The sequence below is a fragment of the Paenibacillus sp. FSL L8-0494 genome (assembly GCF_038003695.1).
GTDB classification, from domain to species: domain Bacteria; phylum Bacillota; class Bacilli; order Paenibacillales; family Paenibacillaceae; genus Paenibacillus_AQ; species Paenibacillus_AQ odorifer.
This window is the reverse complement of sequence record NZ_JBBOPQ010000001.1, coordinates 6,735,923-6,758,047: the sequence shown is the minus strand read 5'-3', so window position 1 is coordinate 6,758,047 and position 22,125 is coordinate 6,735,923. Positions and strand designations below refer to the sequence as shown.

Sequence of the window (22,125 nt, the reverse complement as noted above, 5' to 3'; positions counted from 1 at the left end):
GAGTACTATGTCGGGCATTGACTTAAATCAAGACTCTGAATTTAATCAAGCGAAGTAAGTATCATTGTTATCGCGTTATCAACAAAGGATCGCTCTGGGCGAGATTTCAAGAGTACAGTAAGCCCTATTAGCGATACGATTAGTGCCTGTGCCAAGGCCTTCGCATTTACACCACCCTTAAGCTCACCTGATTGTATACCGCGTTCAATAGTTTCTTGAAATATGACCGATAGATACATTTGATGTTCTCTTGTAAGGATCTCGAATTTCTCATCATGAGGTGCCAGCTCGACCATTGTATTGATGCAAAAACATCCTCGGTTCACACTGCCTGAATACTCCTCCGCCACCACATCTTCAAAAAAACTACGAAAGGCTTTTTTCACGGATGGATTGCTTTGAAGTTGGGCTCGGACACGAGAAGCATGGGACATCGTATATTTACGTAGCGCAGCTTCGAACAATTCTTTTTTGTCTCCAAAAGCTGAGTATATACTGGGGCGTTGAATGCCCATTCTGGAAGTTAAATCACTTAATGAGGTAGCCTCATATCCCTTTTCCCAAAATAGCTCCATAGCTGATTCTAATACTTTTTCCTCGTCAAATTCACGGGTTCGAGCCATTATAACACCCCTCTTTATATTTGATTTCAATAATTGATTACCGAAAAGTATTTTATAATACTAGAACTAGTCGTATAAATTGTCAAATGAAAGTCGGTGGCGTCAAATATTTATGTTGACATCATTTGTTTTGTGAGATAAATTTACTGAGCACAATAACATACTGATCGGTATGGAAAGTGTTAGCGATTTAAATTTAACAGAGAAAGGGTGTGTCCAAAATGCAAGGGACTAAAGAGAAGCTTTCGTCACAAGAGACGCATACGCCATCTGATTCTATTCATGCTTCCTCGATGCCTCGTTATATGACACTTTTGTTTGCCGTTGTCTGCGGGATGTCGGTTGCAAACATCTACTTTGCACAACCATTGCTTGATCATTTGTCGAGAGAATTTGGTATTGATTATTCAACCATTGGTATTCTTATTACTATCACGCAGATCTTTTATGCAGTGGGGCTGTTACTGCTCGTGCCACTAGGAGATTTACTGAATCAGCGCCGCCTGATTATCGGCCAGATGTTATTATCTGTGGTGGCTTTGATTATCGTGGGTACTGCCTCTTCCAGCACGGTACTATTCGTAGGTATGGCCTCAGTGGGACTACTCGCTGTTGTAACACAGACGCTTGTTGCGTTCGCGGCGACAATGGCTGCCCCTGCCGAACGCGGGCGAGTCGTAGGCATGGTCACAAGTGGAATTGTGATTGGAATACTTCTTGCGCGATCCATTTCAGGAATACTTACAGATCTTGCAGGTTGGCGTTCCGTATACCTTTTTTCTGCTGCTTTAATGCTTTGTATGGTGTGTACATTATTTAGGGTGTTGCCAAATGTGGAACGTGAGGTAAAAACACTGTCATACGCTCAGCTGCTTAGTTCAGTGTTTATGTTGTTTGTGCAAGAGAGAGTATTGCGTATCCGCGCTATTCTGGCTTTGCTGATTTTTACTGCTTTCAGTATTCTGTGGACTTCTGTGGTCTTGCCTCTCAGTGCTCCGCCGTTATCACTTTCACATACTGCAATTGGGGCATTTGGTCTGGCGGGAATTGTGGGAGCATTAGCTGCTGCGCGGGCGGGAAAGCTAGCTGATCAGGGTCATGGACAGAGAACGACAGGCATAGCATTACTTCTATTGTTGATTTCATGGTGGTTTATCAGTTTTACGGAGCAGTCGCTGTTGGCATTGGTCATTGGTATTGTTCTGCTTGATTTGGCTGTGCAGGCGGTGCATGTCACCAATCAAAGTATCATACTTACCTTGCGCATGGAGGCACGTAGTCGGCTCACCGCAGGGTATATGGTTTTTTACTCCATTGGAAGTGCTACCGGATCGATTGCTTCCACTCAAATATATTCTCACTATGGCTGGAACGGGGTATGTTGGCTTGGAGCTTCTGTTAGTGCTGTGGCTTTTTTATTTTGGGCTGTAACCTTGCGTGCTACGAATGCCGCGTTGCAACGGCGCCCTGCTTGGAAATAATCGGGGCAAGTCAATAAGGGTGGAGGTTCCGGTTTCCGGGCATGTTATTTAAAACAGGTTTGGGAGGGGATAAGGATGTCTAGAAGAAACAGGAAATATGCAGTGCCGGGAGCCAGCCGCGGAATGCAAATTTTTAAAGCGGAAGTGATGCGCCGCGAGGGGTATGACGTAGATCCGGAGCGGCCTGATGATGTGAAATACGAAGTTGCAAAAGAACTGGGTGTCCCTTTGGAGCACGGTCAAAATGGTCATTTGAGCACAGAATCGGTGGGCCAGATCGGCGGTAAAATTGGTGGATCGATGGTCCGCGAAATGATTCGTCTCGCACAGCAGCAATTGGTGGACCAGGAAAGGCAGTAGCATTTTTCTAATATATGTTGCTGAGATCGCGGGAGGCGGTTTTTGTCCTATATTGTATGGAACTGAGACCGTCCTTTCGGTGTTTGCGTTATTTTATATTTGTATAGTAAAAAAATTCCTGAAATTCCCTAAAACAACCTGATTCATGGTAGAATTTTACCGATGTTCCACGGTATAGTGGAGAAGGATATATCATCATTCAAGTCTGTAGTGGGAGAGGAATTATCAGATGAATCAGAGATATCGCAAACGCAACACGGCTGCTTTTACGGGGGCATCGTATTTTGCATTGGGGGCAGGACTTTTTCTATTCTGTTTGGGAGTGTACAACGACACTTGGGAGCTAAACGTAAAAGGGTATTATTTGCTCTGTATGGTGTTAATTACGATTTCCTGTATCGTTGTGCAAAAGGTGGTCAGGGACAATACAGAGGATAAAGAATTTCGTTTGGATAACCCTAAACACAGGATGAGAAACACAGGGGCCTTCACAATTATGGCTTTTGTGGGTTTGATTATCGGGTATGCGATGTTTTTTATTGGCCTTTACAATGCTCCATTTGAATTAAATGTAAAGGGGTATTACATAGCTGTTATTCTCTTGATTTCTTATAGCGCTATTGGCGTTCAGAAAGTGACGCGGGATAACGCGGAAGATAACGAGATTCTTGCCGAGCAAGAGGCGAGACGGGACATCCAAGGATAAAGAGGGATATAGCCAGCTTTCTCGCTGCCAACAGCAAGCTGCTTCAACTTTACTTACCATCATAAATTGTAAACAGGAGCTTCGTGTATTAACGGAGCTTCTTTTTATTTTTTTGAATAGCAGCAATAATCTTGCCGATCTAAATATTATGAGGACTATTTGTTAGAACAACATCCTTAGTTTGGATTGTTTTTTACTATACGGTTCTCTATACTCTTCATAATACTTGAAGTAGGAGTGGATAATGGATGATCCGTCTGAAGGATATAGGGAAGTTCCAGGAACTGCCGCAAATGGCCATGCATATTTACAATGGAAACATTCCGGAATTAGAGGCTGCCATTAGAGCAGGCTGGGATATTGAAGAGGGCATCGTCCTTAGCCAATATACTACGTTAACCCCGTTAGATTTGGCGCTTATATCAGAGAGAATGGATGTCATAAAGCTGCTGGTACAGCACGGTGTAAATCTGAATGTGAAGAATAATCCGGCTTTTTTGCTCGCGGTTCGCTATTGCAAAGAAGATATCGTCCGCTATATTGCAGCACAAGGGGCTAAACTGGACAAGCTTAATCAGGTCAAGTCAGGTGCATATTCGCAGGCCTACTATGGCAACAAAAACAATATCCCGCTCATACATGAGCTAGGATTAGATATTAAGCAGCATGGTGGGGGCGTATTACGCAAAGCGGTGTCAGATCATGACCTTAAGACCGTTACTTATTTACTGGATCATGGGGTGGACATTAATTACAACAAATCCGATATGGTCTATCCTTATCAAGCGACTCCGTTAACAGTTGCCACGAGAATTGGTAATCAAGCGATGGTACAATTTTTGATTGAACGTGGCGCAGACGTTACCTTGGCAGAAAAAGATGGCGATCGCCCGTACACCATTGCAGTGAGTAATAAGAATACAGCTTTGGCTGACTATTTGAAATCGTTAGAGCCGGCTGAATTTCATGATATCGAGAACAAGAAGTTTGAGCTGAGAAAATATAAATTGTCTGATGAATTGGTTAGCTTTCTTACTGGAAAAAATCTGCGTCTTGAGCTAACACAAAATGAATATGAAATTAGATATATCGACTTTTTCACATTAACTGATACCATTGAAATGAAAATCGGCCGGCAAAAGCTGCTCCGTCTGTCAGCCGATATAGATAATTACTCTGATCTGCTGCTTATGTGGAATCCGAAGAAAAAAGGCCTGATCGGCTGTAACGACGTGGAACATCAGACGTACGCGGATTTATGTAGTTTTGCAGAATTTCTCACGCAGCCGGAGATATACCTTATTAATTTTCTTGAAGGAACATAGTTGTTAATATCTCTTGATCTGTCTATTTCTTTTGCAGGAATCATTCTATTCGTCGTTGAATATATCCCGGTAACCGTATTACGTATTCAAAATACGTAGCCACAGGAGGAGAACAACATTGAAATCGATTACCGTTCAAAGCCTTACGGAAACGTTTAAGCTGGAAGTGCTTGCGGGTGCTAGCTGCATGGACCGTGAGATTACTCGCTCAAAGACACATAGACCTGGCCTGGAGTTCGTGGGTTACTTCGATTTTTTCCCCATGAAGCGAGTACAAGTATTGGGCCGCAAAGAAATCAATTATCTGCTAAAGCTAAGCGTTGAGCAACGCAAGTTACATATTGGCAATATTGTTAAGTATCATCCCCCATGCTTTATTGTGACGACGGGTCAGCAGGAGATTCCTTATTTGACTTTATTCTGCGACCAAGAAGGTATACCACTACTTCGAACGGAAGAGACGACGTCAGAGTTCATCGCAAAGATTGATACTTATCTGGTGAAGGCGCTGGCGCCTGAACTTTCAATTCATGGAGTGTGTGTGAACGTGTCCGGCATAGGGGTCCTATTGAGGGGCAAGTCCGGGATCGGAAAAAGCGAAACCGCACACACGCTCATTAGGAGAGGCCATCGGTTTGTGGCCGATGATGTAGTTGTGCTTAAGAAGCTGGGACCGGCGACGCTTCTCGGCACGCATAATGAAACGACCCGTGAATTCCTAGCGCTGCGCAGTATTGGTCTAATCAATGTTGTACGGCAGTACGGGCGTAGAGCTTTTCAGGAAGAGACACGAATTGTACTCGACATCGAGTTGTCACCATGGCGGGAGAATTCCTTGAATAATGAGCTCGAAATCGAACCCCAGTTCACAGACTATCTTGGCGTGCAAATTCCGCATATTGAAGTTCAGCTTCAGCCTGGCCGCGATGTGGCTGGCCTGATCGAAGCGGCTGCGAATAATTGGTACCTTAAGCAGCTTGGCTATAGTGCCGCTGAAGAGTTCCTGCAGAGGATCGAAAACGGGATGCAGTCGTAAAGGCAAGATAGAAGGCAGCAATTATAGTTACCCATAAATAAATGGTTTTCTGTATACGAAAAACAGGCCGCAGATAAACGCTGCGGTCTGTTTTTCACAGCAAAAAGGGAAGTTGTCTTTTGATTGATATGGCTAGGACATGCGTTATTGGCTGGGCATAGGTTAGAAATGGTATAATTTCTAATAGGTATTTTGAGTGATCGTTAATAGGAGGTATTAATGATGAGTGATGAGTTATTGGCAAAATTGGATGAATGGCATGAGGAAGATGAATTTCAAGAAATCGTGGATGCAATCGCGGAAATTCCTGAAGAGGAAAGAGATTATGTTCTAACTAGTCATTTGGGCAGGGCGCTTAATAATCTCGGTCAATATGAAGAGGCTTTAGAGCAGTATTTGAGCATTGAAGAAGAGGGTGAAGGTGACCCGCTCTGGCATTACCGTATCGGGGTTTCTTATTATTATCTGAAAAGATATGACGAAGCTTTAAAAGCGTTTACGATTGCCGATCAGCTGGAGCCTGATGATGAAGACACATTGGAGTTTCTGGGCTGGATCAAACGTAAATTGGCTAAAAAAGCTGCGAGAAAGCCTGTAAACAAACCTGCAAAGAAGCCTGTAATAGCGTTGGATACCACTAATTTCTGGGATGACAGCGAGTATGCGTTCTCAGAATATATCTCTGATCCGCCTTCAGATGCGTTGATTACTTCAGTACAAGAAGAGCTGGTCTTCAAGCTGCCTGCTTCCTATGTGGATATGATGAAGTTACATAATGGGGGAATTCCTCATAACAATCGTTATCCGATTCCGGGAACAGGAGAATTTATTACGATTTCTGGTATCCTCGGAATTGGACGAGATAAGAATAAGTCGCTGTGTGGAGCTTCAGGCAGCCGGACTGTGATTGAAAATGGACGTTATCCTGAAGTTGGCGTGGTGATTTGTGATTGTCCTTCTGAGAATGAAGTGGTGATGCTGGATTACCGCGAATTCGGGAATGATGGCGAACCTGAGGTTATTCATGTAGATCGGGATAACAAATACAAAATCACACGTTTGGCTGATAATTTTGAGACCTTTATCAGCGGACTGGTGAAATAGTCTATTTCGCTGGCTAAGAATACTTATAATCAAATCAAGGCATTCCTTAAGAGGAGTGCCTATTTCTATTAGGTGATTATAAGGGGAGCGTCTTTCGGACTCAGCTGACCTTAAATGCAGCTTTTTCGCATATTTGAAATGCCAACGGACCGCATAGCAGCTATTGGCATAAAAAACACCCAATATGAACCCGATTCATAGGAATAGCGTCGCTGGAGTCCGAAACTACGCACAAAAGGCTAAAAATATGCCAATAACGTCATCTGGGTCCGAAAGCCTCAGTGGACGAATGCGATTCGGCGATTTAGCTGAAGGTGGGGCTGATTCGAAGTCGTTGGGTTTTACTAGCCAATAATCGGTCTTGAGTCAGCTAACCAACGACCCAAAACACAGAGCAGCGGTGCCCCCATTAATGGGGAACCGCTGCTCTGCTGTCTTTTTCTCGGATCATTGCTGGGTGCTAAACACCTTAGATTGCAGGATATCGAGGGCATGGTTAATCTCGGCTAATTCCTCTGGGAGAACCTCTTTAATCCGGTTCAGAAAACGTTCACCGATCCGTTCAAAAGCCTCGTTCATCATCGCTTGTCCAGCATCAGACAACCGAATCATTTGCTTACGCCGGTCCTCGGCGACATCAAGCTTCTCACACAGGTTTTTTTCTGTTAATTTCTTGAGCTCACGGCTGGTATTCGGCATAGAGATATTCTTACAATCACTGATTTGGCTGAGGGTAACAGGCTGGCTAACCGCAATATATTCCAGAATACTATATTGAACGGGCGTAATGCCTTCCGGTCTAACATCTTTGGTAAAGTCAAATGTTACTTCATGGACTGCTGTCGTAAAGGTAACAATTTTCTGAAAAAACGCTTGTTTGTCCATAAGGATCACCTCTTATTGTAAACCTTAACAAAATAATTATCATAATACAATTATCATTTGACAACTAAATAACGGTTGTGATACCATTTTGTTATCAAATGATAATTAAAGAGGTGGAGCAATGAACGTTTTGGTCATCTATACACATCCGAATCATAAAAGTTTAAGTTATGCTTTTTTCAATAAAGTCATTCAGGGAAGTAATGAGAATCAAAAGATCACGAAGATAGAGGTCCTTGATCTTTACGAAGAGCAATTTGATCCTGTGCTGGTCTTTAATGAAAATAAACGTAGAAGAGACATGCATATTGATCCCAAGCTCGAGAAGTATCGGGAGCAGATTCGTCAGGCCGATAAAATTGTGTTTGTGTATCCAATCTGGTGGGGACGTCCCCCCGCGATGTTGCTCGGTTATATTGACCAAATGTTTGCTTCTAATTTCGCTTACAGAGAAAAGGGTGGCCTCATCCCCGAAGGGCTGCTGAAAGGAAAGTCAGTGGTTTGCATTTCCAGCATGAAGGGGCCGACCCTCTATCCTTTATATTGGCTGAATAATTCCCATAAAGTGCTGATGAGAAAAGCATTATTTCAATATTGTGGCATCAAGAAAGTGAAGTTTTTCGAATTTGGGAATATGGAGAGTCCGAAAGGGAAACATGATAAGAAGTTAAATCAGGTGTACCAATATTTTAAAGCTGTGGCTAATTAATACCTCGAAAATATCTGCTCTATGATTATTCAAGATAACACTGGAAGTGGATGTCTCAAGCGATCCCATAGTTGGATGGTTCAAAACAACGGTGGGATCAAACCAAATGTTCTCCACGATATAAATACGCGCATACATTGTAGTCATACATTTCTTCCACCGGCTGCTTTTTTTATTCAGCCTCCTTATTTACTATTAATTGTGAAAGCCTTAATTATATACAACTCGTATGTGATTAAATATAATTAATGTAAAAAAAGCCTATATTATTCTAAAGCAGCTTGTGGCTCAGATGAAGATGGAGAAATAGCTCTCACACCGGTGTAAGGTATGGTGTTGCTGGCTAATTTTTTTTGTTGGCTTTTGAAATAAGGGCTGTTATATTTGAAAATACTATGTAACTTAAGGTTCAGCAACTGGGTATCGACACAATGGAGAGGCGGATTCACATGCAACAAATGTTAGACAGTATGATTAGCGCAACAAATGACTTTCTTTGGTCGAAAATTTTGGTGGTTCTGCTTATTGTTTGTGGAATTTATTTCACCATTCGATCGAAGTTTGTTCAGTTTGGCATGTTTAAAGAAATGTTTAGGGTCCTTAAAGAGTCCAATGAAAGGTCAAAAGATTCCATTTCGTCGTTTCAGGCTTTCTGTATCAGTATGGCAGCAAGGGTTGGGACAGGGAATATTACAGGGATCGCAATTGCTATCGCAATAGGTGGACCAGGAGCTGTTTTTTGGATGTGGGTCATAGCTATTATTGGATCAGCGTCCGGATTTATTGAAAGTACTCTGGCACAGGTGTATAAAGTGAAGGACAAGACTGGATTTCGTGGTGGTCCCGCCTATTATATGGAGCAAGGCCTGAAAAAACGCTGGATGGGCGCGGTATTTGCGGTTTTGATCACGTTATCCTTTGGTCTTGTATTTAATGCAGTTCAATCCAATACGATTACAGTGGCCTTTGAGAATTCATTTGGCACTAATCGGGTGATTCTTGGACTTGTAGTCGCTGCTGCTTTTGCGGCTGTTATCTTTGGTGGGGTTAAACGTATTGCTAGAATGTCCGAATATATTGTAGTGGTAATGGCAGGGATCTATATTGGGGCCGCTGTTATTATTATGTTAATTAATATTACGGAAATACCGGCGATTCTGGCGCTTATTGTGAAAAGTGCTTTTGGATTTGAACAAATCGCGGGGGGATCTTTTGGGGCAGTCATTCTGCAAGGGGTGAAAAGAGGACTATTCTCCAACGAAGCGGGGATGGGTAGTGCTCCAAATGCTGCGGCAACTGCAACAACTAGTCATCCGGTGAAACAAGGGCTGATGCAAGCGCTGGGTGTACTTACAGACACGTTACTTATTTGTTCGAGTACTGCTTTTATTATCTTGTTATCTGATGCGTATAAACAGCCAGGGCTGGATGGAATTAAGCTGACACAAGCGGCATTAAGCGAACATATTGGTTCGTGGGCCTCTGGATCCCTAGCGATCATGATTTTGTTGTTTGCTTTCAGTACGTTAATCGGAAATTATTATTATGGTGAGACCAATATAGAATTCTTGAACTCCAATAAAAAAGTATTACTATTCTATAGATACAGCGTCTTGGCGATGATTATTTTTGGCTCCGTAGCTAAGGTTCAATTGGTATGGGATTTGGCTGATTTATTTATGGGCTTCATGGTCATCGTGAATTTGATCGCTATTCTTCTATTATCTAAGGTGGCCTTTGCCGCCCTGCAGGATTATAAGCGCCAGAAGCGTGCAGGCAAGGACCCTGTCTTTTATAAAGATAGCATAGAGGGTTTGGAGAACGTGGAATGTTGGGACAATTCTTCAGATATAAAAACATAGTAGGGTAAGTATTTGAGGGCTCAGGAAACTGAGCCCTTTTTGGTATAAAGGGGTAGTTAGAAAAACGAGCCTTTAGAATCGCTTCTAAGGCTCGTTTGGTGTACAGAAAATTAAATTACTCCCTCTTGATTTAGGGTTTAACCAGCAGCCCATACATCTAACTCAATTTTTAATTCAGGTAACCCTAATCCTTTAATATAAGCAATTGTCATTGAAGGAGGTGTCATGCCGAATACTTTATTCCAAATTTCATAGAAATGGTTCCAATCGATTTCTTCCGTAGCCCAAATGTTGATTTTGATTACATTATCAGGTGTTAGCCTTTGAGAAGAAAGGACTTCAACAATATTACTCATCGTATTTGTTACCTGTTGGTTAAAATCTGTAGGGATATGATTGTTTTGATCGATTCCAATTTGGCCAGAAAATACATACATTTCAGCATTTCTACTTATTTTTGTTACATGACTATAGTTACCAACCGGTTTAGCAATATTCTCTGGATTATATCTTGTAATAACATTATTATTTAAGTTCATTTTGTGAATTCTCCTTTAAATAGAAGCTACATACCGATATCTAAGTTATATATCTCCGCTGTTTTTTAGTTTCTTTTAATTTTTGACAGACCTATCCTATCAATAATTAATTCTAGAAAAAAACAGCAGTAGAATACCCAATACCAAAAGATAGATATTTTAGCGATCTCTTTTTCACCGGGTATTCCTCCTTCATATTTAAAGTAAGATAAGTTTCCTCAGAATGATATCATTAATCCAAGTGATACTGCAACAATTCCACTTTCGACACAATTTTCTAAGCTTTTTTTGCTGTTATAAATGAAAATAATGAAATATTTTTTGAAAAAAAAGCAAAAAAGACTTACATTAATCATTTTTATATTGTTATAATAACAAACAGACCGGTTGGTATGTTAGGGGGAGTACGTTATTGTGGATACAAAATCGCTAATGATTGAGACGGCGACACTTCTTTTTCAGCAAAAAGGATATAAAAATGTAGGCGTGAGTGAAATTTTAAAAGCCTGTAATGTGACCAAAGGAGCGCTTTATCATCATTTTCCAAATGGAAAAGAAGAACTATTAATTGCTTGTTTAAAGGGCTTAAATGAAGCAATTACGATAGATATTGAGGATATTTTTAAAAAGCATCCATCGACGTTAGAAGCTACACAATCCATGATTGACAAGTTAGTTCACAACTTAGAAACTGAGGGCACGATTACCGGATATACCTTTAGCAGTATTGTCAGTGAGATGGCTACGGTGAGTGAACCTGTTCGCCAGGCATGTAGCTTGCTCTATGAGAACATGGAACGAATTTACTGCGATAAGCTTGTAACTGAAGGTTATTCGCAGGAATCAGCCTCCGATATGGCTTTGTGGATGACGGCTTCGATTGAAGGGGCGATGATGTTGTGCCTAACGCAAAAATCTACAACTCCCTTAAAAACTATCGCCAAACTATTACCGACAATATTGAAAGGAAGAACATCATGAATCAAGAAGCAAGATTACCAAGAAACGGTAAGGAGGGGGCATTATATGGTGCAATCATTTGTACACTGACGGTACTGTTTATGTCTTCAATAAATATCATTTTAGGGGTTGGAGAATTTAATGGTGAGGTTGCCTTAACGATTCTTAAGGTGTTTCCGATCATTTGGGTAATTGTCATGATTATTGAGCCTGTTGTTATTGGCCGTATTGCCGAAAAGCTGACAGCTACATTCACACAACCCACAGATAGCTTCAACGCCAAAATCCTATTCCGTATCTTGTTCACCGTACTAGGGATGTCATTTTGTATGACGTTTATTGGAGACATTATCGGAAACGGGTTGAGTTCTCAAACGTTTAATCACTTCTTAGCCAATTGGCCAAGAAATTTCCTGATTGCACTGTTCGCTGAAAGTATATTAATACAGCCGTTTGCAAGATTTGTGATGGTAAAGCTACATGCTTCTCAGGACAAAAAGAAATCCAGCGCTGTTGGCGTAACTATACATGGATTATCAGAACAAAATTCCTAACATAAATAAGCTCTCAGGCGAAGCGATTCGTTTGAGAGCTTTTCTATTACCGTGTATAATGATGTTTTGGTTGAATAATTGAAACTCAAATCTTTGCCCGATATCTTTCGGGTAAGCCCTCCTATATAACAATGAAAGCATAACAATGAAAGGTGATTTTCTGACATGATGATCTATAGTCGTCTTGCCATAATGATGCCCCCATTTCCCTAGCTAGGCTCATATTCTTGTAGTTGTTCGAGGATATAAGCTTGTAGGAGGGCGAAAATAAGATGAAAAAATATGCAGCACCATCGTTACTTTTAATGATTGTTCTTGTGGCTTTTCCGCAAATTAGTGAGACGATTTACACCCCATCGTTACCGGATATCGCAGTAGCACTTGGGGCCACCAATAGTTCTGTACAGTTAACGTTAAGTATATATTTTATTGGATTTGCTTTAGGTGTTTTTAGCTGGGGTTGGTTGTCTGACTTCATCGGGCGGAGATCTTCCATGCTGGCTGGACTTCTTGTATACGGTATGGGAAGCCTGATGTGTTTTTACTCAGAATCCATTCATCTGCTGTTAGTCAGCCGGTTTATACAAGCGTTTGGAGCAGCAACAGGTTCGATTATTACCCAAACCATTCTTCGTGAGAGTGTCTCCGGGAATAAACGGCATGTTATGTTTGCCCAAATCTCGGCGGTCATTGCTTTTACTCCCGCAGTAGGTCCGTTAATTGGCGGATGGGTGGATCAAGCTTTTGGTTTTCGAGCGGTTTTCTTTACATTAGTGATGATGAGTGTGTTGTTATTTATGTATGCTTTTTGGAAGCTGCCAGAAACCACTGATGTTTCCATGAGAAAAAAGGTGGCTATTCTGCCTATAGTCAAAAAAATGCTCGCATTGCCACGTGTATTGGTGTTTGGATTACTAATTGGAGGCATTAACGGAATCTTATTCAGCTATTATGCTGAAGCTCCTTTTATATTTATTGAACACTTTCAGATTTCGCCAGGAGTCTATGGTTTTCTCGGCATTATTGTGGCTTTGGCGTCGATTGTAGGAGCAATGATCTCCAAAAGGTTATTAACCCTCTATGCCCCAGAAAAAATAATCCATATCGGCTGTCTAGTAATGGCGGGCGGAGCCTTGCTATTAACAATCGCAAGCAGTCTTGACTCGCTGCCGGACATGATAGTGATCGTATGTATTCTAATAGCGCTGTTTGTCCTATTAATGGGTGCAGGGATTGCTTTACCTAATTGTCTAAGTCTTGCTCTTGTTCAATTTCAGGATGTTGTAGGAACAGCAGGCGCAATATTTAGCTTGGGCTATTATTTGCTTGTTAGCTTGGCGACGTGGGGAATGAGCGCTCTTCATAATGGTTCATTACTGACGATGCCTATTTATTTCTTGGGGATTAGCGGCGGAATGTGGTTATTAGGCAAAAAATTTATTGTAGTGGAATAGAAATAACTTCTTAGTCATTTGATTAGTAGGAAGATATGGATCGGGGCGTCCATAAATTAAGGGCAGCAGTCTGGAACTTTTTGAGTTCCGGACTGCTTTTTGTTTGTTAGTCCACTTCTGGCACAATGACTTGGATATGACGAGGGAGAACACTTAGTGTAATAGGCAAAGTTGGACCTTCTTCGCCATCTACATTGGTTCTTACGGTTTCTGGAGAGCTTACACTTACATTGTGGGCTGTGAAATAGACAACGTCTTTATGATCTTTGAGGGTACCCAGCAGTAAAGATATACTGGCTGTAATGGTATTGAATATACTGAGGTCCAAAATAATAAAACAATGAAGCAGACCGTCGTCAACCGCAGCATCCGGTATTAGATTCTCGAACCCGCCGACTGAGTTGGTTAATACGGCGAGAAAGAGTAAGGAGTCTCCTTGCCATATTTGTTCATCATGGTGAATGACAAGGGGGTGGGCTGTAGGGCTTGTAAGTTGTTTAAGACCTTCTTTCAAGTATGCCAATGAGCCGAGTTTGGTTTTATCTTCGGAGGATACAGAGGATAATGATCCGGCAATTGAACCTACAGCAACAACGTTGCCGAATAGGCGGTCATTTAAGCGACCGATATCTACGTTTTTTAGGTTAGAGGAGGCAAGGGTTTGAATGGCTATTTCGGGATTCAGTGGAATTTGTAATGCACGGGCGAAATCATTAGCCGTTCCTAAAGGAACCACACCTAATATTGGGTGGTGTTCCTGATCGATAAGACCATTAATGGTCTCGTGAAGCGTGCCATCCCCGCCGATAGAGACAACCAGGTCATAACCTTCCTCACAAGCAGTGATGGAATAACGAGTGGCGTCTAGTTCTTTTGCCGTCTCGTTGATCGTAACGGAGTAGTCTTTGTCACTTAGGACTCTTGTTGCGTATCTGACATATTGGCTGGCTTCCTCTTTACCGGATGAGGGGTTAATAATAATCATAGCTTGCCGCATAAGGATAATCCTCTCTATTGTGATCTAATAGAAGTTTATTCTTACCATTACCCCAAAGTAGGCCAGCGGAACTCGTTCTCATAAAAAAAGGTGAGCAAGATTGACCTAAGTCATCCTGCCCACCTGTGTATTCAATTAATAGACTTTATCTCCATTAAAAATGGAGTTCTTAACGATAACGTAATCCACATTACGGATAGCCTCTAATTTATTGCCACCTGCATAAGAGATGGAGGATTGAAGATCCTGCTCCATTTCTCTTAGGGTTTCTGCTAAAGCCCCCTTATGCTCAACCGCAATTTTCTTACCTTCGACGTTCTTCTTTTCACCTTTTTGGTATTCTGAAGCGGAGCCAAAGTATTCTTTATAGAGCTTCCCAGCGATTTCGATGGTTTCACCCGGAGATTCTTCATGACCAGCAAATAGTGAACCAATCATGACCATAGAAGCGCCAAATCGTACGGATTTAGCAATATCACCGTGTGTGCGAATGCCTCCATCGGCAATAATAGGCTTGCTTGCAGCCTTGGCACACAAGCGTAGCGCAGCTAACTGCCAGCCGCCTGTACCGAATCCAGTTTTGATCTTAGTGATACATACCTTCCCTGGTCCAATCCCAACTTTAGTAGCATCAGCCCCAGCGTTTTCTAATTCTCTAACGCCTTCAGGTGTTCCTACATTTCCTGCAATAACAAAACTAGCAGGCAGGTATTGTTTAATATGTTTGATCATCCGAATGACTGCTTCGGAATGGCCATGTGCAATGTCAATTGTAATGAATTCCGGAACCAGCTGTTCTTTGGATAATTGTTCGACGAAATCATACTCTTCTTCTTTAACTCCGACGCTGATGGATGCGATTAATTCACGGGAGTGCATGTCTTTGATGAAAGACGTACGTTTCTCCGGTTCAAAACGATGCATAATGTAGAAATAGCCATTTTGCGCCAAGGAGATAGCGATCTTCTCATCAATGATGGTTTGCATGTTGGCAGGTACCACCGGCAATCTAAATTTATGCCCACCGAGGGTGACTGATGTATCACACTCCGAACGGCTGTTTACGATACATTTTGCAGGAATTAATTGAATATCTTCATAATCGAATACTTCTTTCATAATTTACACCTCTAAATGCGAACATTATAGTATTTTGGTTTGTTAATTGTTCGTCCAAATTGTAATGTACCTCATTCTGCGCCGTAAGTCAAAATTCTAGTACATTATGGTGTAAATTGGACATAATTATACGGCAAATTCGTGTACGGCATTCTTTTCCCTCCATTTAAAAAAGCTTGAAGGCAATATAAGCAGCAACGGTCCAGATAATGATCGCGGAGATCTTATTAATGATCCGCATGATTTTGCCACTTGAGTCGATTTGTCCTACGGTTTTTCCGGCTACAGCCAGCCCAAAGAACCAAATCCATGACACTAGGATAGTCGCGCCAGCAAATACAACTTTGTCTACACCTGTGTAACTAAGCGAGCTAGTGCCGATAACGCCAATAGTATCCAAAATCGCATGTGGATTTAATAAAGAAACGGACAGCGCGAACAGGATTTGTTTTTTGGAGGATAAAGGGGTTGCGTCTTGCGCTGACGATGCCGGTGTACTTTTCCAGATAGACCATCCCATATACAAAAGAAATAAAAGTCCTACAGCAAATAAAGCGGTCTGCAGAACGGGGATGGCAAACACAAGGACTGAAACACCTAATACGGCTAATAAAATAAGCAGGGTATCGCATAAAGCGGCTGTAACAATAACGGGAATGGCTTTTTTAAAATGTGGCTGCGAGGCCCCTTGGTTAAATACAAAGACATTTTGTGCGCCAAGTGGAAGAATTAATCCAAAGGCTAGTGCAATGCCATGAAGTAGTGCGGCTAACATAGTTATTATTCCCCCGATACTGGTCATACGTTATGAAATTTACGGACCTATTGGTTTGATTGGTCTACTACAATTTTATGGATAAATAATATGTACTATCATACAGTCTGTGTTTTGATTTAAAAAGCTGCTTATTCAGAGGGACATTGAATGATCAATTACACTAATTACACCATTAGTAAAAATGTCATCTCAACTCATGACTTTTTGTAACTAGTGAGCCCTTAAGGGGTTACACTATAATAAAGATTAAGTCAGCAGAGTATATAGGGGGAAATGTCTTGTTTAATCTGGTCAAACAGTGGTTCTGGTACGATTGGCTCGTCCTCCTGTTTCGGATTTGTTTTTCTACTTCTTTTTTGGTCACCATGTGTTATCTTTCGGAGGATTTTACGATTCCGTTCTGGATCGCGTTTGTTTGGGGCGTGGTCTCTTTTTCTGTGCCTTGGTTTTGTTTGCAGCTGCACTACAAGTATTATCTGATGGCGGAGATCCTCTTTTCGGGTGGACTTTGCTTATATTTGGCTGCTTTGTTTCCTGAATCATACGTAACTTTTCTGCCTATCGCTTTTATGATTGCCAGCAATAGTGCAGAGAAGTCCTATCGTTGGACAGCTCCGATCACGGTCATTTTGATTCCAATTATGTTATCTAGATTGTCACAACAAATGGATGCTGTATCAATGATTTTTAACATGGGTTTAGTGTATACGCTTGGGTTCGCTTTTCATTTACTAGTGGTGAATCACAAGCAGGGTAGAATTATTAAGGAGCAAAATGCTGTTTTAGAGCAGTATATCTCGCAAGTTGAACGTATGACACTTCTGGAAGAACGAGATCGTTTATCCAAAGATCTGCATGATACGGTGGGGCATTCTTATACTTCAATTATTATGGGGCTAGAGACTTTACGTTCGGAGGTGAACACCTCTGAAGGAGAGCACAAAATAGATGCCTTGTTAAAGCTAACCCGCAATGGCTTGGATGATGTTCGGCGATATTTGCACCATGTGGGCGCTTCGGAGGATGCATTGACGCTTATGCAGTCCCTACAGAAATTAGTGGATGACTTCCAGACCTTCTCCAAGGTTAAGATTCGCTTAAGAACATTCGGAGAGCCGTATACAGTATCTAAGCAGGCCCAAATGGCACTATACAGATGTTTGCAGGAGTCGATAACCAACGCTGCACGTCATGGTCACGCCACTGAAATTGTCATCAGCTTACATTATGAAGAGAAGTTGATTCGGCTGGATGTGCAGGATAATGGATTAGGCACTGAAGATTTAAAAGCAGGATTTGGTGTGAATGCGATGAAGGAGCGTGCCTCCAACTTGCAAGGACAGGTGTATTTCTACTCTAAGCCAGGGGAAGGAACCTTAGTGACCTGCAGTTTACCAAGGCTTGAAGAGATACAGGAGGAAACGGTTCGTTTATTGCTGGTGGATGATCAACCCTATATCCGCGATAGTCTGCGAATTATTCTAGAGCAGGAGCCGGATTTTGCGATTATTGGGTTAGCTGAGAATGGTGAACAAGCAATAAGCCTCTGCGAGCAGGAACAACCTCACGTGGTGCTGATGGACTTAAATATGCCAGACATGGACGGTGCAGAAGCGACTAAGCTTATTAAGCAAAAGTGGCCAGGGGTACGAGTGTTGGTCCTAACTACTTTTCAAGAAGCAGATATGGCAGTCGAGGCACTGCAAAATGGGGCAGATGGTTACTTGTTAAAGTCTACCGAGCCGCAGGAGCTGTTCGAAGGAATACGTCTCGTACATCGGGGCGTAAAGATGATTACACCCGATATTACGAATGTATTAATTGATCACTATGAGATGCATCCAGCTTCAGAGGCGTCGCCGACGGAGAAGAATAATGAATATGGGCTGACCTCGCGTGAGCTGGAGATTCTAGAATGCCTCTCGAAGGGAATGCGTTATAAATCTATTGCCGCTAAACTATATCTGTCCGATGGAACGGTGAGAAATTACGCGTCCACCATCTATGCTAAGCTCGGGGTACGAAACCGTGAGGAGGCAGTCGAGAAGGCTTTTGGCATTTCGGATTAACGCTGACTAAATCTAAATCAGTTAAAATTGAGAAACACCTTATTGTTTGCTTTCCCTTGTGGGAGTGGGCAGTAGGGTGTTTTTTTTGTCATATGACATTATGGCACTGGTCGATTTTACACCAAAAGCACTAGCATAAGAGTTGCTTAGATATGAACAATTTTTTATTGCAGAGAGGGAGAGAAAAGCATGAATCAAATGATACGGAAACATGTGAGAAATTTCTGTTTCTTATTAATTACTTTTGCCACAGGGCTATTTTACTTTTGTTTTTATTTGGTGGGCATTACCTTTGGAGTTGCGATGTCCTTCACCTTAGTGGGGATTCCGATCCTCTATTATGTTTTGCGTTCTACCGAGACTTTTTTACAGTATGAGCGAATTCGAACTAAAGTCTATACGGATATCTCCGTTCGCACGCTACCAACCCGATCTCACGAAGAAGGCAGCTTGTGGGAAAAGGTGAAGATGGAGTTGCAGGATAATCATAACTGGAGAGCGATTATAGGGTTGATGTTGCAACTTGGCATCGGCATGGTCAGTCTCATTTGTGCCACTCTTTTTTACTTGACCCCTATTATTCTCCTGTTGTCACCTATCCTGTATTTATTAGATGTATCCTCTATAACGCTATTTGGGATTGAAAATAAAACATTCAACATCTCACTTTTCTTCATGTTGTTAGGTGCAGTGTCTCTATGGATAGGTGCTTATCTCGGAAACAGTCTGGTAAAGATGATCGGCAGGTATACGCGGCGTTTAGTGAAGGATTTTGCTAGAAGATAAACTCAAACAGGAAAGAAGGAAAAATGATGATAACCTCAGTTCCATTTATAAAATTATTCTCACAATCCCTTTGGATGATGTGGGAGAACATATTTGCTGTCATCACCAAATTTCGTAGTCAGTCCGTGCGTAGATACGGGATATGTAAATTGGTAGTGTTGAAATATCACGGAGAAATTTTGGTCTGCCAAGATGGGCAACGGATACTTCCTGGAGATTGGGTGGGTGAGCTTCATTTGGACAATCGCCAGATCGTGCAGCTGACACGGACGCTTGGTGCAGATCGGGCCGGAATTCGTACGGCACGCATGCTTCGCGAGGCTATGAAGGAGATCAGTCGTGATCTAGACAGCAATCCGGAACTAAGCAAAGTAAATGCGCTAACCGGGATTACGCTGCTTCACCGGGGGATTATTCATGGAATAGGTTTTGAGCAGCGCCCCATCAAGTCCAAATGGCAGCGGCACTGGTTCGGGATATACCTTCGTTTCTTACTGCGCATGCTGCATCCGGAAGGGAAACATCGTGTAGAGGACAGCACAGAGAAGTTATCTCCCATGATGCTTGTGCTTAGTAAGCAGTCCTTGAAAGCGCGGTTTGCCCCGCGTAAGACAGAGGCGGCTTCCTAATGTGGGCCTTCATAATTTTAGCAGTGGATGTGATTGTTCTTTATATGATCGTTCCTTTTGCACTTACCCGAATATTGGGATGGGGGGTTCACTCGGAGGTAGGTGCAGAGAAGGAAATTGCCTTTACGTTCGATGACGGTCCGGATCCTTGTTATACACCTGAACTTCTAGATCTATTAAAAGAGCATGGCATAAAGGCGACCTTCTTCGTATTAGGCAAAAAGGCAAAGCAATATCCGGAATTGATCGAGCGTATGCACAGAGAAGGACACCAAATCGGCATTCATAATTATACTCATACACCCAACTGGATCCACTTCCCCTGGACCAATAGACGGAAGCAAGTAGATCGCACAGCAGACATTGTTGAGCGAATTACAGGAGAGCGGCCTATCTTTTACCGCCCACCTTGGGGGCTTCTTAATTTAGGGGATTTCTTTTTGCTAAGAGAATCTTATCGAATCGTATTGTGGTCTGTCATGGTCGGAGATTGGAAAGCGTCACTGAGTGCAGAACAATTAAAGGATGCCTTAATAAAAAAAATAAAACCAGGCTCAATCATCGTTCTACACGACAGCGGAGATACACCGTGGGCAGATGAAGAAGCGCCCTTGAATATGATCACTGGATTAGAAGAAGTCTTAAAAGAAATGGATAAAAAGGGTCTGAAGTGTCTTCGGATGGATGAACTGCTGAACAAGGAAGTTAGTCATAGTAGAGAAGCTAGATCCAGAGTCAAACATCGGGGGCAGATTGATCTGTAGCTATTGAAATTTCTCAATCATTTTTTATATGGCAAGGGCTATGGTAACATTTAGAGTAAAGCGGTCCGTTCCTATATAAATTGTTGAGAAAAGGATGGGGTAGCATGTTGAATGCTTCTTACTGGTTAACCAATATAAGATTAGAACAAGGTTATGTTATTGAGGATGGGCAAGTAGCGGGTACGAATACGAAGATTTGTCATCTCCGCATTGACGGGGATAAGATATCAGAAGTTGTTGGAGCAGACATAGAGCTTCAGAGCCAGCTCCCGAAATATGACTGTAAAGAGTTGTTGATGTTGCCTTCTTTCGAAGAAGCACATATCCATTTAGATAAAACGTATTACGGTGGACCATGGAGAGCGGTAAAGCCTGCGTCCAGTGTTTTCGAACGGATTGAGGAAGAGAAGGTATTATTGCCTAAGCTGCTGCCCATGGCGAGACAACAAGCAGAGAGCATCCTGACGCTTATTCAGGGGTTTGGTGCCACACATGTGCGTAGCCATTGCAATATTGAGCCTGTCAGTGGTTTGCAGCGATTAGAGGCAACTGTACAAGCATTAAATACATTCGCGGGCACAATTTCAGCTGAAATTGTGGCGTTTCCGCAGCATGGCCTGCTGCGCTCGGATTCTGTGCAACTGGTAAAACAATCTCTGGCAGAGGGGGCAACCTTTGTAGGCGGAGTAGATCCTTATACGGTGGATGGAGATATCGAGAAGTCACTTCAGACGATGGTGGAACTAGCAGTGATGAGTAATGCCGGCATTGATATTCATTTACATGATGGAAAAGAAGCGGGAAAGAAAACACTGACGCGGTTAGCTGATCTGACGGAAGAAGCTGGCTTGCAAGGAAAGGTCACGGTCAGTCATGCGTTCTGGTTCGCAGGAGCTCAGCAGCAAGAGGCAGAAGAGGTAGCTAAACGGATGGCATCACTGGGTATGACTATTGCATCCACAGTGCCTATTGGAAGAATGATGATGCCACTTCCGATGCTGCATAGCCAAGGGGTAAAAGTGAAGCTGGCAACAGATAGTCTTACCGATCACTGGTCCCCTTTTGGTAATGGAGATCAATTGGAAAAGGCAGGACGTTACGCGGAGTTGTACGGCTGCAACGATGAATTGGCATTATCTCAATCCCTCGGATTTATAACAGGAGGATTAACACCCCTTGATCCAAAAGGCGAGCAGGTATGGCCAAAGGTTGGCGACACTGCTAGTTTTGTGCTGTTGCATGCCAGCTGTTCGGCAGAAGCAGTAGCCCGAAGAGCGCAGCGCCAAGCTGTCTGGTACGAAGGCCGTCTGGTGAGTGGTTCGATAACAAATAGAGACCTGTGAGGCAGATGATATGCTCCTCTCTAACTATCTGCATCAGTATAA

The 22,125-nt window shown here is 42.4% G+C and carries 22 protein-coding genes and 1 pseudogene; 17 read left to right on the top strand and 6 right to left on the bottom strand.

Annotated features, from left to right (window positions below):
* Positions 1–41: 41 nt before the first annotated feature.
* The gene (locus NYE35_RS30475) at positions 42–623 is read right to left on the bottom strand and encodes a TetR/AcrR family transcriptional regulator (RefSeq protein WP_036682330.1); all 582 of its coding nucleotides are present in this window, start codon (positions 621–623) and stop codon (positions 42–44) included.
* 293 nt (positions 624–916) lie between these two features.
* Between NYE35_RS30475 and NYE35_RS30470 the strand changes: the two genes are divergently transcribed.
* The 7 genes and pseudogenes from NYE35_RS30470 to NYE35_RS30440 all read left to right on the top strand — a co-directional run bounded on the left by NYE35_RS30470 (position 917) and on the right by NYE35_RS30440 (position 6,635).
* Positions 917–2,104: an MFS transporter gene (locus NYE35_RS30470; RefSeq protein WP_051491242.1), complete on the top strand. Its 1,188-nt coding sequence runs from the start codon at positions 917–919 to the stop codon at positions 2,102–2,104.
* 75 nt (positions 2,105–2,179) lie between these two features.
* On the top strand, positions 2,180–2,464 hold the full coding sequence (locus tag NYE35_RS30465; RefSeq protein WP_036682328.1) for an alpha/beta-type small acid-soluble spore protein: 285 nt from the start codon (positions 2,180–2,182) through the stop codon (positions 2,462–2,464).
* Between the two features lie 229 nt (positions 2,465–2,693).
* A pseudogene (locus tag NYE35_RS30460) lies at positions 2,694–2,876 on the top strand (YiaA/YiaB family inner membrane protein); the annotation flags it as partial.
* A gap of 57 nt (positions 2,877–2,933) precedes the next feature.
* Positions 2,934–3,170, top strand: a complete 237-nt coding sequence (locus NYE35_RS30455) for a YiaA/YiaB family inner membrane protein (RefSeq protein ID WP_305953524.1) — start codon at positions 2,934–2,936, stop codon at positions 3,168–3,170.
* Between the two features lie 248 nt (positions 3,171–3,418).
* Positions 3,419–4,495 carry an ankyrin repeat domain-containing protein gene (locus tag NYE35_RS30450; protein WP_036682325.1) on the top strand — a complete coding sequence of 359 codons (1,077 nt, stop codon included), beginning with the start codon at positions 3,419–3,421 and terminating at the stop codon, positions 4,493–4,495.
* A 118-nt stretch (positions 4,496–4,613) separates the two neighbouring features.
* Positions 4,614–5,531: an HPr(Ser) kinase/phosphatase gene (hprK, locus tag NYE35_RS30445; protein WP_036682323.1), complete on the top strand. Its 918-nt coding sequence runs from the start codon at positions 4,614–4,616 to the stop codon at positions 5,529–5,531.
* A 222-nt stretch (positions 5,532–5,753) separates the two neighbouring features.
* Positions 5,754–6,635, top strand: coding sequence for an SMI1/KNR4 family protein (locus NYE35_RS30440; protein WP_036682322.1), 882 nt, complete (start codon positions 5,754–5,756; stop codon positions 6,633–6,635).
* A gap of 447 nt (positions 6,636–7,082) precedes the next feature.
* Here the strand turns inward: NYE35_RS30440 and NYE35_RS30435 are convergent, their stop codons facing one another.
* Positions 7,083–7,520, bottom strand: a complete 438-nt coding sequence (locus NYE35_RS30435; RefSeq protein ID WP_036682320.1) for a MarR family winged helix-turn-helix transcriptional regulator — start codon at positions 7,518–7,520, stop codon at positions 7,083–7,085.
* 121 nt (positions 7,521–7,641) lie between these two features.
* On the opposite strand from NYE35_RS30435, the gene NYE35_RS30430 reads away from it, so the two are divergent.
* Positions 7,642–8,229, top strand: coding sequence for an NAD(P)H-dependent oxidoreductase (locus NYE35_RS30430; protein ID WP_036682318.1), 588 nt, complete (start codon positions 7,642–7,644; stop codon positions 8,227–8,229).
* Between the two features lie 449 nt (positions 8,230–8,678).
* Entirely contained in the window at positions 8,679–10,091 is a 1,413-nt protein-coding gene (locus NYE35_RS30425; RefSeq protein WP_036682317.1) for an alanine/glycine:cation symporter family protein, read from the top strand.
* A gap of 137 nt (positions 10,092–10,228) precedes the next feature.
* Here the strand turns inward: NYE35_RS30425 and NYE35_RS30420 are convergent, their stop codons facing one another.
* A complete protein-coding gene (locus NYE35_RS30420) occupies positions 10,229–10,630 on the bottom strand; it encodes a RidA family protein (RefSeq protein WP_036682315.1) in 402 nt (133 codons plus the stop codon).
* Positions 10,631–11,044: 414 nt separating this feature from the next.
* Here NYE35_RS30420 and NYE35_RS30415 point away from each other — a divergent pair, with 414 nt between their 5' ends.
* The 3 genes from NYE35_RS30415 (at position 11,045) to NYE35_RS30405 (ending at position 13,598) form a co-directional block, all read left to right on the top strand.
* Positions 11,045–11,611: a TetR/AcrR family transcriptional regulator gene (locus tag NYE35_RS30415; RefSeq protein WP_036682313.1), complete on the top strand. Its 567-nt coding sequence runs from the start codon at positions 11,045–11,047 to the stop codon at positions 11,609–11,611.
* The gene (locus tag NYE35_RS30410) at positions 11,608–12,144 is read left to right on the top strand and encodes a DUF2798 domain-containing protein (protein ID WP_036682312.1); all 537 of its coding nucleotides are present in this window, start codon (positions 11,608–11,610) and stop codon (positions 12,142–12,144) included. The genes NYE35_RS30415 and NYE35_RS30410 overlap by 4 nt, the downstream gene beginning before the upstream one ends.
* Before the next feature lie 272 nt (positions 12,145–12,416).
* A complete protein-coding gene (locus NYE35_RS30405) occupies positions 12,417–13,598 on the top strand; it encodes a multidrug effflux MFS transporter (protein WP_036682310.1) in 1,182 nt (393 codons plus the stop codon).
* A gap of 106 nt (positions 13,599–13,704) precedes the next feature.
* Here the strand turns inward: NYE35_RS30405 and NYE35_RS30400 are convergent, their stop codons facing one another.
* From NYE35_RS30400 to NYE35_RS30390, 3 genes are all read right to left on the bottom strand, one after another.
* Positions 13,705–14,595: a diacylglycerol/lipid kinase family protein gene (locus tag NYE35_RS30400; RefSeq protein ID WP_036682309.1), complete on the bottom strand. Its 891-nt coding sequence runs from the start codon at positions 14,593–14,595 to the stop codon at positions 13,705–13,707.
* A 135-nt stretch (positions 14,596–14,730) separates the two neighbouring features.
* Positions 14,731–15,714 (bottom strand): GMP reductase, encoded by a 984-nt coding sequence (gene guaC, locus NYE35_RS30395; protein ID WP_036682307.1) that lies wholly within the window; start codon positions 15,712–15,714, stop codon positions 14,731–14,733.
* 166 nt (positions 15,715–15,880) lie between these two features.
* On the bottom strand, positions 15,881–16,489 hold the full coding sequence (locus tag NYE35_RS30390) for a LysE/ArgO family amino acid transporter (RefSeq protein ID WP_036682305.1): 609 nt from the start codon (positions 16,487–16,489) through the stop codon (positions 15,881–15,883).
* Between the two features lie 281 nt (positions 16,490–16,770).
* On the opposite strand from NYE35_RS30390, the gene NYE35_RS30385 reads away from it, so the two are divergent.
* The 5 genes from NYE35_RS30385 (at position 16,771) to NYE35_RS30365 (ending at position 22,083) form a co-directional block, all read left to right on the top strand.
* Entirely contained in the window at positions 16,771–18,561 is a 1,791-nt protein-coding gene (locus tag NYE35_RS30385) for a helix-turn-helix transcriptional regulator (protein WP_076099758.1), read from the top strand.
* Positions 18,562–18,750: 189 nt separating this feature from the next.
* On the top strand, positions 18,751–19,347 hold the full coding sequence (locus NYE35_RS30380; RefSeq protein ID WP_036682302.1) for a sensor domain-containing protein: 597 nt from the start codon (positions 18,751–18,753) through the stop codon (positions 19,345–19,347).
* A gap of 23 nt (positions 19,348–19,370) precedes the next feature.
* Complete coding sequence (locus NYE35_RS30375; RefSeq protein ID WP_038573845.1) at positions 19,371–19,976, top strand: YkoP family protein; 606 nt, start codon at positions 19,371–19,373, stop codon at positions 19,974–19,976.
* Positions 19,976–20,740, top strand: coding sequence for a polysaccharide deacetylase family protein (locus tag NYE35_RS30370; protein WP_076099757.1), 765 nt, complete (start codon positions 19,976–19,978; stop codon positions 20,738–20,740). The genes NYE35_RS30375 and NYE35_RS30370 overlap by 1 nt, the downstream gene beginning before the upstream one ends.
* Positions 20,741–20,844: 104 nt before the next feature.
* Complete coding sequence (locus tag NYE35_RS30365; protein ID WP_036682298.1) at positions 20,845–22,083, top strand: amidohydrolase; 1,239 nt, start codon at positions 20,845–20,847, stop codon at positions 22,081–22,083.
* Positions 22,084–22,125 lie beyond the last annotated feature (42 nt).